Origin of the sequence: Amycolatopsis thailandensis, assembly GCF_042723255.1 — a bacterium.
Classification (GTDB): Bacteria; Actinomycetota; Actinomycetes; order Mycobacteriales; family Pseudonocardiaceae; genus Amycolatopsis; species Amycolatopsis thailandensis.
In genome coordinates this window covers 1-10,598 of record NZ_JBHXJK010000207.1, presented here as the reverse complement: position 1 = coordinate 10,598, position 10,598 = coordinate 1, and the positions used below count along the sequence as shown (strand labels likewise).

Genomic DNA, 10,598 nt, shown 5'->3' with positions numbered 1-10,598 from the left:
GTTTAGTCCAAACGAAGAGTACGTTGCTCACGCAACTACCGCATCCAGAGGACTAAACGCGGCGGGTCAACGCAGTTTGGGCAGGCGGAAGGAACACATGACTTCCTCCAGCGCCTCGACGTCCAGCGGCGGATGCGGCAGCGGGGTGGCACGGCCGGGTTCGGCGCGAAGGCCGTCGAGCAGCATCGCGAGGCACCGGCGCCACAGGTCCGGCTGGATACCGTGCGTGAACTCGATGACCGAACCGATCATCTGGTGCAGCAGCGGCATGTCCGTCGGCACGATGTCCGCGCGGAGGACCCCCGCCGACTGGGCCCGCTCGACGAGCTGTGTGATCAACGGCACCATGCGTGCTTTCGCCTCGGCGACGCGTTCCTGGCCGAAGACGTTCGACAGCATGACTTCCCGTAACCCGCGGTCACCGGCGTGGAGTTCGGCCGCGCGCCAGGTGAAATCGGCGAAGCCGTCCCACGGATCCTCGGCGCGAAGGGCCTCTTCGGCGAACTCGCGGATCGTCTCGAACTGGTCGACGAACATGGCCTCGACCAGGTGTTCCTTGCTCGGAAAACGGCGATAGACGGTGCCGACGCCGACGCCGGCGTGATGCGCGACGTCGTCGAGAGTCGCTTCGAGTCCGCGCTCGCCGAAGACATCGCGTGCCGCCGCGATGATGCGCTGCCGATTGAGTTCAGCGTCGCGCCGCAACGGCCGCGCCGGTGCGGCGGGAGCGAGGTCCCGAGCCATTCGTCCAGCTTAACAAATGAAGTAGAGGACAGTTCTCCACTTCTTGTGTACCTTGGGCGGCGAAAGAGGAGATACCTACTCCACATAGCCTCTTCGTCACTATCGGTGAGGAAACCGCCCGTATGTCTGAGTCATCCACCGCTGTCGCCACGCCGCCGGGGGACGCGGCCGCGCAGCACCCCAACCCGCACCACGCCAGGAGATGGCTGATCCTGGTGATGATCGGTCTCGCCCAGCTGATGGTGGTGCTCGACGCCACCGTCGTGAACATCGCGCTCCCGTCGGCGCAGCAGGACCTCGGTTTCTCGAACGACGCCCGTCAGTGGGTCGTCACCGCCTACGCGCTCGCGTTCGGCAGCCTGCTCCTGCTGGGCGGGCGGCTCGCGGACCTCTTCGGCCGCAAACGCGCGTTCCTCGTCGGGCTCGCCGGCTTCGCCATCGTGTCCGCGATCGGCGGCGCCGCCGGCAGCATCGAAATGCTGCTCGTGGCCCGCGCCGCGCAGGGTGTCTTCGGTGCCCTTCTCGCCCCGGCGGCCCTTTCGCTGCTGACCACGACCTTCACCGACCCGAAGGAGCGCGGCAAGGCCTTCGGCGTCTTCGGCGCGATCGGTGGTGGCGGGGCGGCGATCGGCCTGCTGCTCGGCGGCGTGCTGACCGAGTACCTCGACTGGCGCTGGTCGATGTACGTCAACATCATCTTCGCGGTGATCGCGTTCGCCGGTTCGTTCGTGCTGCTGAAGAACTCCGAGACCGACGGCCCGCGCCCGAAGCTCGACATCCCGGGCACGATCACCGCGTCGGCCGGGTTGTTCGCGCTGGTCTACGGCTTCGCGAACGCCGAGCGCGACTCGTGGTCCTCGATCTCGGTGTGGGGCTTCCTCGCCGCCGGTGTCGTGCTGCTCGCCGCGTTCGTGGTGATCCAGCAGCGGGCCGAGCACCCGCTCCTGCCGCTGCGCGTGCTGCTCGACCGCGACCGCGGCGGCTCGTACCTCGCGATGTTCCTGCTCGCCATCGGGATGTTCTCGATCTTCCTGTTCCTCACCTTCTACATCCAGCTGAACCTCGGGTTCACGCCGGTGCAGAGCGGGGTCGCGTTCCTGCCGATGGTGGCCACCCTGATGGCCAGCGCGACGTCGGCGACGGCGATCCTGCTGCCCAAGTTCGGCGCGAAACCGTTGGTGTCACTGGGAATGCTGATCGCCGGAGCGGGGCTGTTCTGGCTCTCGGCCATCGACACCAGCAGCACGTACGCGAGCGGGGTGCTGTTCCCGCTGATGGTCATGGGCGTCGGTATCGGCCTCGCCATGGCGCCCGCGATGAGCGTCGCGACCTTCGGCGTCGACACGCACGACGCCGGTGTCGCGTCGGCGGCGGTCAACACCGCGCAGCAGGTCGGCGGTTCGATCGGGACCGCGCTGCTGAGCACGCTGGCCGGTAACGCGGCGACGTCGTTCCTCGTCGGGAAGGTCCCGACGCCGCAGCTCGCGGCCGAAGCGGCGGTGCACAGTTACACCACCGCTTTCGTGTGGGGCGGGTGGATCTTCGTCATCGGTGCGGTGATCTGCGGGCTGCTGCTGCGGTCCGGCGCCCCGGCTCGCGCTCCTGAAGGCGCTTCGGAGGGTGCTCCGGTCGCCGTGCACATGTAGGCCGCGAAGTGTCATGAGGGGTCCCCATGGGACGAAAGTTGTCCTATGGGGACCCCTCATGACACGCGCGCGGAGGGAGCGTCAGCGGGACTGTGACCGCACGGCTTCGAAGACCTCGTCGTCCCACCGGTGCGTCCGGATCAGCCGGTACCGTTCGCAGGCGACCCACAGGTAAGCCTCGGCGTCGGTCCGCGAGCCGATCAGGTCCGCCTGCCGCAGCATCGCCACCACCGGCCCGAACTCCTCGTCGAACCACCGCTGCGCCAGCGTCGCGCGGTCCGAGAAGGTCCCTTCGTCCTGCATCAGCCGGAAACCCCAGGCCTCCACGTGCTCACCGAGCCGCGCGTAGTCCCACGGATCCGTGAACACCACGGAAGCCCGCGACTGCCCGGAAAGCGGGACGCGCTCCAGGAACAGCCGCCGGTAGTCCTTCACGATCAGGTCGCCGCGATACCGGATCCCGCTCGGGTCCAGTTTGGTCCGGACCTCGGTGACCATCGCCTCTATTGTGGACAGTCGCATCGCGTGCGCCACCGAAACGCGGTGGTGCCCGTCGATGATGAAGTGCAGTTCGCCGACGCGGTACACCGCGATCGGCGGGATCGACTCGCCGCGCCTGGTCGCCAGCGCGAGCCGTTCCCAGCGTTCGCGGACCCGGCCCGACGTCGGGCGGAAGCGGCGGTCGAAGTCCCGGCCGCGGTCCACACTGCCGACGATCGAATCGAGCCGGATCACCCGCGCCCCGATCTTCCGCTCGCCGAGATAGCCGAGCGCGTCGACCACCTCGTGGAACGGCAGCATGATGTTGACGTCGTCGGGTTCACCGCGCAGCCAGTTCGCCAGCCGCGACAACACCTGACGCCGTCGTGCGCGGAGGAAGTCGTGTTCCGCGTCAGCCCTGGGAAAACCGGTGTCCTTCACAGTAACTCCATGATCCGGTGCCCGACGACGTTGCGTACCGTCGTCCCGCCGACCATCCGGTCCGGCACGGGTTCACCGTGCGGGTGGATGTGCCCGTGCAGCAACCATTTCGGGCGCAACAACTCGATCGTGCGATGGAGGCAGTCGAACCCCCGGTGCGGCGGATCCTCGCGGTCGCCGCAGTGCCGCGGCGGTGCGTGGGTGAGCAGGACGTCGATATCCCGCCCGTCCCGCCGTCGGCGGAACCCGGCCCGGCGCACCAGCCGACGCGCACGCCGGGCCTGCTGGCGCTGCGTCCACTGGTTCGGGCCGTCGTTGTAGCGGACGGAACCGCCGAGCCCGGCGAAGCGGAGCCCGCCGATGTCGACGATCCGGCCGTCCGCGTTCACCCCGCCCGCCGGGCCCGGCCACTCCGCGGGGAAACCGTCCTTCATGGACAGTCCCCCGTAGCGGGTGTAGCCGGACAGGTCGGGATCGTGGTTGCCCGGGACGAACACGCAGGGCACGTCCAGCGCGCTCGCCAGGAATTCGAGGTACGCGTACGGCAGGTCGCCGGCACCGATCACAAGGTCGGCGGGGTGGTTGTGGACGGCGGACGTCCACAACCGCTCTTCGACCTCGTCCGCGACGACCAGCGCTTTCACACGCTCCAGCGTAATGCCGGAAGCGCTACTTGGGGCCGTGCGCGAACGCGGGGTCCTTGGCGATGATGGCGATCACGATGCCCAGCCAGACGAGGCAGAAGGCGAGGGCCCAGAACTTGAGGTTGGTCAGCATCCTTGGCATGAGGAACTCCAGAACTACCGGAAAGGGAAGAAAGGTCAGAGCCAGCGGTTCTTCCGGAATATTCGGTAGAGCAGGATGCACACGCCGAAGATGATCGTCATCGCCAGCGGGTAGCCGAAGCGCCAATGCAGCTCCGGCATGTAGTCGAAGTTCATCCCGTAGATGCCGGCCAGCGCCGTCGGGACCGCGATGATCGCCGCCCACGCGGTGATCTTGCGCATGTCGGTGTTCTGCTGGAGCGTGATCTTCGCCAGTGTCGCGTCCACCAGGGTGGTCAGCAGCTCGTCGAAGTTCGCGACCCGCTCCGAAACGGTCGTCAAGTGGTCGGAGACGTCACGGAAGTAGGACCGGACCTCGTCCGGGATCAGCCGCGTGTAGCCCTCGGCCAGCCGCTGCAACGGTGTCCCCAGCGGCATCACCGAACGCCGCAGCTCCAGCACCTCGCGCTTCATGAAGTAGATCTGCTCGGCGCTGACCTTGGACCGCGGCGCGAAGACCTGGGTCTCCATCTCGTCGATGTCCGACTCGATCCGCGTGGTCACGTCCAGGTAGTGGTCGACGACGTGGTCCGCGATCGCGTGCAGCACCGCGGACGGCCCGAGTTCGAGCCGCTCCGGGTCCTGGTCGAGTTCGCGGCGCAGCCTGGCGAGCCCCGAGTGGTTCCCGTGCCGCACGGTGATCACGAAATCGCGGCCGAGGAAAGCCATCAGCTCGCCGGTCTCGACGATCTCGTTCGCCGTCGTCGGCGACTCGTGCTCGACGTAGCGGACCGTCTTCAGCACCATGAACAGCGTGTCGTCGTAGCGCTCCAGCTTGGGCCGCTGGTGCGCTTCGAGCGCGTCCTCGACGGCGAGCTCGTGCAGGCCGAAGGTCTCCGCGACACCCTGGATCTGCACCGCGTCCGGCTCGTGCAGGCCGATCCAGACGAACCCCGCGTGCCGCTTGCGCACCTCTTTGATCGCCTCGGCGTGCGTCCAGCGGCCGGGCAGGCGCTTGCCCTCCACGTACACCGCGCAGTCGACGACGTACGCCGAAAGGGGGACGGGCAGCGGGCGTTCGGGAACGCTCTTGGCGCGGCCGTTGCTCCGGCCGCGAAGGCCGCCGAGCGAGGGAATGGCAGGCATGGGGATCTCCTGGGCAGACGTCGTGCGTTGTGCGCGAAGACGACGGGCCAAGCGGTCGGGGGGCCGCTCGGCTAGGCCAGCGTTCCCGGTTTCGTCAGCCCTGCCAGGTGGGGATCCGGCGAGATGTGAAGGCGGAAACGCTGCGACTACTAGGAAGCGGACTATCGCCACTGGACATCGGGTTCCTCACCTCCTTCGGCTCGGCGGACGGTTACGCAGTGGTGTGGGTCGCGTTGACGACCTGACACCAATGGTCGAGGGTACTCCTCAACACGAATGCCTGTCGTCCCAGGCTCACGCCGCGTTACTCGTGCAGGAGGAATGGGTGCAGTTCGGTCGCTATTACGAAGAGTTCGAGGTCGGTGCCATCTACAAGCACTGGCCGGGCAAAACGGTCACCGAGTACGACGACCACCTGTTCTGCCTCATCACCATGAACCACCATCCGCTGCACCTCGACGCGCACTACGCCGAGGAGACCACCGACTTCGGCAAGAACGTCGTGGTCGGCAACTACATCTACTCGCTGCTGCTGGGCATGTCGGTGCCCGACGTGTCCGGCAAGGCCATCGCGAACCTCGAGGTCGAATCGCTGAAGCACGTGAAGCCGACCTTCCACGGTGACACCATCTACGGCGAGACCGAGGTGCTGGACAAGACGCCGTCGAAGTCGAAGGACGACCGCGGCGTCGTCTACGTCGAGACCCGCGGCTACAAGCAGGACGGCACGATCGTGTGTGTGTTCCGTCGCAAGGTGATGGTGCCGAAGCGGTCCTACGGTGACGCCAGGGGCGGCGAGCAGCCAGGTCGTCCCGTGCCGCACGAATAACGACTGTCAGGAGAGGGAGCGCGTCGATGCCCATCGGGCTGGATGAGATCAAACGCCGCCTGCGGAAGTTCGCGACGGTCGAGGCGGCCGGTGTTTCGCCGTTGTACGAGCACTTGGCGGCGAAGGCGGCCGAGGACGACGACGTCGCCGGGCTGCTGACGGACGCCCGCGGCGGTGAAGCGCGCGGAACGCTGCTGATGGCGACGGCGCACCGGCTCATCCAGGCCGACCCGATCCACCCGCTCTCGCGGTACTACCCGTCCGTCGGCGGTTTCGACGGCGTGGACTCGGAGACGTGGCCGCTCTTTCGTTCGTTCCTGCTGGAACGGGCGGACAAGGCCAGGGCGATCATCGCCTCGCGGTACACACAGACCAACGAGGTCCGCCGCGCCGCGCTGCTCTATCCCGCGGTGACGGCGGCGGCGAAGGAGGCGGGCGGCAAGATCGCGCTGCTCGAGGTCGGCTGTAGCGCCGGGCTGCTCCTCGGCCTGGACAAATACGCCTACCGCTACCAGTGCGACGGCGGCGAGCAGCTCACCGCCGGGCCGGCGAAGACTGCCGTCGGCCTGCACTGTGCCTTGGACCTCGCGATCGGCGCCGTCACGCCGAAGGTGCCGAAGAAGCTGACGATCACCGCCCGCGCCGGTCTCGACCGCGCTCCGGTCGACCTCGCCGACGAGGACGAGCTGGCCTGGCTCGAAGCCTGTGTCTGGGCCGACCAGCCCGACCGGATCCGGCTCCTGCGCACGGCCGCGGCCGCGCAGGGCAAACAGCGGCCGGAACTGATCACCGGCGACGCCGTCGACGATCTCGCGTCGGCGGCCGCCACCCTGCCCGCCGACGCTCCGCTCGTCGTGCTGACCAGCCATGTGCTGGCGTACCTGGGGGAGCGGCGGGTGGACTTCCTCGACGCGCTGCGGGAACTCGCCGCGTCCCGGCCGCTGTGGTGGGTCAGCGAGGAGTTCTACGCCGCCGCGCTGGAACCGCTGGTGCCCGGCAGGACCGATCTGGCCGAACCCGCGGACCAGGCCGTGCTCGGGCTGGTCCGCTGGGACGATGGCGTCCCGGACGTGCGTGCGCTGGCCAGGACGGCTCCGCACGGACAGCGGATGACCTGGCTCGCGGTTTAGCTTTTCGCGCGACCGCCGGACATGTCGGGAAAGCATCGGGGAGGATAATTTTCACCTCACCCGGTGCTTTATCCCCGCGGCATTCGCCGATTCGGACACGACACGTGTCAAGCCTGCGAGCGGGGCCCGGTCGGCAGCACTCCCCAGTCGCGGAGAGTGACGAACAAGAGTTCGGCCAACCGGCCGCCTTTGTCGAGTTCGATCAAGGTTTCGGCGTCGATCCACCGGGCGTCGGCGGCGTCGTCACCGGCACGGAGAGTGCCGCCGGTGACCGTGCAGGCGTAGTCGTGGATGTCGTACCGGCCGCGGACGGCGTTGCCGACGTATGTGCCCGGCATCACGTCGAGACCGGTCTCTTCGCGCATCTCGCGAATGACAGCCACTTCGTCCGTTTCGCCTGGTTCCACGCGGCCGCCGGGGACCGACCAGAGTCCACGTCCGGGTTCATTCGCGCGCTGAATCAGCAGAATCCGGCCCAGTCGGTCGTGGACGATGCCGCCGACACAGCGGACGGTGCTGTCCGAAACGGTGTTCATTCCCGAATGGTAGACACCGGCTTCCTGACAACGGCTGTCCTGTACACGGAGAGTAGCCGTACGGTACACTTCACCTCGCCGGCTGACCCAAGCGCGGGACTTCCCTCCCGCGCCGGTGGAAGGTGCGGTACAAAATGAATAGCCAGTATCCGCAGTCAGTCACCGTAAGAGACAGGATTGATCGCCGTGAACGCGAAAAAGCTACTCACTTTCGCAGGAATCGCGTTGGTGCTGTTCTTCGTGATCGCGCAGCCAGGTCAGGCCGCGGGCCTCGTGGGAAACATCATCGGCTTCCTGCGTGACTCGGCCGAATCGGTGATCACCTTCGTCAGCAACGTCTTCAGCTAGCGGGGGAGCGGATACTCTATCGGTATGTTCGCCCCACGCGATCCAGACGAGTATCTCCTCGACACCGAGCGACGGGTCATCAGGATCCGCCGTCACTGGGCTGTGCTGTTGTGGGACACCTTCGAGGCGGTGGCCTTGCTGGCCATCTGCGTCCTGGTGTCCTACCTGTTGCCGCCCGCCGCGTGGGTGATCCAGAACATCCTCTGGTACGCCGCGTTGCTCGTCATCCTGCGCTTCGCGTACGTGGTGATGGAGTGGTGGGTCGAGCGGCTGGTGGTCACGGACAAGCGGTTCGTGATGACCACCGGCGTCTACACGACCAAAGTGCTGATGATGCCGATCACCAAGGTCACCGACCTCACCTACGAACGTTCGGCGTGGGGCCGGATGATGGGGTACGGGACCATGGTGGTCGAGTCGGCCGGTCAGATCCAGGCGCTGAACCGCATCGACTACCTGCCGAAGCCGGAAGAGTTCTACGACACCATCTCCGAGCTCGTCTTCGGCGACAAGCAGAAGCAGGCCGAGCGCTTCTCCATGATCAAGGCGCAGCGTGCGGCGCGCGGCAAGAAGAAGGTCGGTTAGCCCAGGTCCCGGAGTCGCTGTGACCTGGAGCATCGTCGATACTGAGCGGCGATGCGCATCGACTTGCACGCCCACTCCACCGCCTCCGACGGTACCGACAGCCCTGCCGGGCTGGTCGCCGCCGCCGCGAAGGCGGGCCTCGACGTAGTCGCGATCACCGATCACGACACCACGGCCGGCTGGGCCCCGGCCGCCGAGGCACTCCCGCCGGGGCTTTCCCTGGTGCCCGGCGCCGAGCTGTCCACGATCTCCGTGGATCCGGTGTCCGGGCGGCACGTCAGTGTCCACCTGCTCGCGTACCTCTTCGACCCGGAGTCGAAGGCGGTCGTCGCCGAGCAGACCCGGCTGCGGTCTGAGCGGCGCTGGCGGTTGCGCGTGATGGCCGAGCGGATGGCGGCCGACGGCCTGCCGGTCGATCCCGACGAGGTCATGTCGCTGCTGCCCGAAGACGGTTCGGCCGGACGCCCGCACCTCGCGCAGGCCCTCGTGCGGGCCGGTGTCGTCTCGTCGGTGAACGAGGCCTTCGGAAGCTACCTCGGCAACGGGAGCGGGTACTTCGTGGCGCGGCAGGACACCCTCGTGGAGGACGCGATCGACATGATCGCGGAAGCGGGCGGCGTCACCGTGATCGCGCATCCTTTCGCCTACACGCGAGGCGCGACCATCACCGTCGACGTACTGGCCGGACTGGCCGAGCACGGGCTCACCGGCGTCGAGGTCGACCACCCGAACCACGACGAGGAGACCCGCGTCCGGCTGCACGGGCTGGCGGGGGAGCTGGGGCTCGTGCGCACCGGGTCGAGCGACTACCACGGCACGAACAAGACCATCGATCTCGGCGACGAGACCACCGACCCGCTCGCGCTCGAAGAACTCGTCGCGCGGTCGACCGGGTATCAGGTCGTGACGCGGTGACGATCACGGACTTCTTCGACGCGCGGCTGTTCATGAGCGCGACGATCACGCTGATCGTCATCATGGACCCGCCCGGCACGGTGCCGGTGTTCCTGAGCCTGACCGGCCGCAAGTCGGTGGCGTTCCGCGCCAAGGCCGCGCGGCAGGCGGTGCTGGTCTCGCTGCTGGTGATCTCGCTGTTCGCCGTTGCGGGACAAGCGATCCTGTCGTATCTCGGCATCGGGATCCCGGCGTTGCAGGGCGCGGGCGGGCTGTTGCTGCTGCTCATCGCGCTGCAATTGCTGACCGGCAAGACCGGCGGCGAGGCCGAGGCGGCGGGCGACGACGTCAACGTCGCGCTCGTGCCGCTCGGGACGCCGCTGCTCGCCGGCCCGGGCGCGATCGCCGCGACCATCGTCTTCGTGCGGCAGGCCGACGGGCACGTCGGCGCGTACGTGGCTCTCGCGCTTTCGATCGTGACGGTGCACTTCGTGCTGTACCTGTGCATGCGGTACTCGGGCGTGGTGATCCGGCTGATCAAGGAAAGCGGGATCACGCTGCTGGCGAAGATCGCCGGTCTGCTGCTGGCCGCCATCGCGGTCGAACTGGTGGCGAACTCGGTGAAGGGCTTCATCTCGGGCACCTGACCGGCCCCCGACTTTCGCGCGGTGATAGCAAGGGTCCCTTGCTACCGTTTCTCTCAACGTTGAGAGAGATGGAGGTCCGTGAAGGCCTCCTTGCCTACCCTGAAGGTAGTAAAGGGGGCCTTCACGGACTCTGGGTTCCTCAAGGCGACCTTCACGGACCGCCGCTCCGCCCCAGGCGCCACAGGAACCTCAGGCGCCCCAGAAACCCCACATGTCACAGCGGGCGCGCGTGAAGGCCCCCTTCACGCGGCTCAGCCGAGGAAACTCGCCCTTCACAACGCCCCAAGTACATGAAGGGGTCCTTCACGGAGCCAGGCGCAGTGAAGGGGGCCTTCATGTACCTGACCCAGCGGTGCGGCGATACCAAAGGTCCCTTGCTCCTCCCGCCTCGCGCTCCCACCCGCCCGA

The 10,598-nt window shown here is 67.4% G+C and carries 12 protein-coding genes; 7 read left to right on the top strand and 5 right to left on the bottom strand.

Annotation, left to right across the window (positions count from 1 at the left end):
- Window positions 1-66: 66 nt before the first annotated feature.
- Window positions 67-744 carry a TetR/AcrR family transcriptional regulator gene (locus tag ACFWMR_RS40665; protein ID WP_093933757.1) on the bottom strand — a complete coding sequence of 226 codons (678 nt, stop codon included), beginning with the start codon at window positions 742-744 and terminating at the stop codon, window positions 67-69.
- 122 nt (window positions 745-866) lie between these two features.
- Here ACFWMR_RS40665 and ACFWMR_RS40660 point away from each other — a divergent pair, with 122 nt between their 5' ends.
- Window positions 867-2,390: an MFS transporter gene (locus ACFWMR_RS40660; RefSeq protein ID WP_378382240.1), complete on the top strand. Its 1,524-nt coding sequence runs from the start codon at window positions 867-869 to the stop codon at window positions 2,388-2,390.
- Window positions 2,391-2,471: 81 nt separating this feature from the next.
- Here ACFWMR_RS40660 and ACFWMR_RS40655 read toward each other — a convergent pair whose 3' ends face one another.
- The 3 genes from ACFWMR_RS40655 to corA all read right to left on the bottom strand — a co-directional run bounded on the left by ACFWMR_RS40655 (window position 2,472) and on the right by corA (window position 5,221).
- The gene (locus tag ACFWMR_RS40655; RefSeq protein WP_378382239.1) at window positions 2,472-3,311 is read right to left on the bottom strand and encodes a chromosome partitioning protein ParB; all 840 of its coding nucleotides are present in this window, start codon (window positions 3,309-3,311) and stop codon (window positions 2,472-2,474) included.
- Window positions 3,308-3,955: a metallophosphoesterase family protein gene (locus tag ACFWMR_RS40650; RefSeq protein ID WP_378382238.1), complete on the bottom strand. Its 648-nt coding sequence runs from the start codon at window positions 3,953-3,955 to the stop codon at window positions 3,308-3,310. The genes ACFWMR_RS40655 and ACFWMR_RS40650 overlap by 4 nt, the downstream gene beginning before the upstream one ends.
- A gap of 177 nt (window positions 3,956-4,132) precedes the next feature.
- Window positions 4,133-5,221 carry a magnesium/cobalt transporter CorA gene (gene corA, locus ACFWMR_RS40645; RefSeq protein ID WP_093933761.1) on the bottom strand — a complete coding sequence of 363 codons (1,089 nt, stop codon included), beginning with the start codon at window positions 5,219-5,221 and terminating at the stop codon, window positions 4,133-4,135.
- A 250-nt stretch (window positions 5,222-5,471) separates the two neighbouring features.
- On the opposite strand from corA, the gene ACFWMR_RS40640 reads away from it, so the two are divergent.
- Complete coding sequence (locus ACFWMR_RS40640; protein ID WP_378382237.1) at window positions 5,472-6,050, top strand: MaoC family dehydratase; 579 nt, start codon at window positions 5,472-5,474, stop codon at window positions 6,048-6,050.
- Window positions 6,051-6,076: 26 nt separating this feature from the next.
- On the top strand, window positions 6,077-7,180 hold the full coding sequence (locus tag ACFWMR_RS40635) for a DUF2332 domain-containing protein (protein ID WP_378382236.1): 1,104 nt from the start codon (window positions 6,077-6,079) through the stop codon (window positions 7,178-7,180).
- A gap of 107 nt (window positions 7,181-7,287) precedes the next feature.
- Here the strand turns inward: ACFWMR_RS40635 and ACFWMR_RS40630 are convergent, their stop codons facing one another.
- The gene (locus ACFWMR_RS40630; protein WP_378382235.1) at window positions 7,288-7,716 is read right to left on the bottom strand and encodes an NUDIX hydrolase; all 429 of its coding nucleotides are present in this window, start codon (window positions 7,714-7,716) and stop codon (window positions 7,288-7,290) included.
- A gap of 177 nt (window positions 7,717-7,893) precedes the next feature.
- Between ACFWMR_RS40630 and ACFWMR_RS40625 the strand changes: the two genes are divergently transcribed.
- The 4 genes from ACFWMR_RS40625 to ACFWMR_RS40610 are packed head-to-tail and all read left to right on the top strand — an operon-like array spanning window position 7,894 to window position 10,190.
- On the top strand, window positions 7,894-8,064 hold the full coding sequence (locus ACFWMR_RS40625; protein ID WP_085939772.1) for a hypothetical protein: 171 nt from the start codon (window positions 7,894-7,896) through the stop codon (window positions 8,062-8,064).
- A 24-nt stretch (window positions 8,065-8,088) separates the two neighbouring features.
- Window positions 8,089-8,649 (top strand): PH domain-containing protein, encoded by a 561-nt coding sequence (locus ACFWMR_RS40620; RefSeq protein ID WP_016331479.1) that lies wholly within the window; start codon window positions 8,089-8,091, stop codon window positions 8,647-8,649.
- Window positions 8,650-8,700: 51 nt separating this feature from the next.
- Complete coding sequence (locus tag ACFWMR_RS40615; RefSeq protein WP_378274638.1) at window positions 8,701-9,564, top strand: PHP domain-containing protein; 864 nt, start codon at window positions 8,701-8,703, stop codon at window positions 9,562-9,564.
- Window positions 9,561-10,190, top strand: a complete 630-nt coding sequence (locus ACFWMR_RS40610; protein WP_016331481.1) for a MarC family protein — start codon at window positions 9,561-9,563, stop codon at window positions 10,188-10,190. The genes ACFWMR_RS40615 and ACFWMR_RS40610 overlap by 4 nt, the downstream gene beginning before the upstream one ends.
- Window positions 10,191-10,598 lie beyond the last annotated feature (408 nt).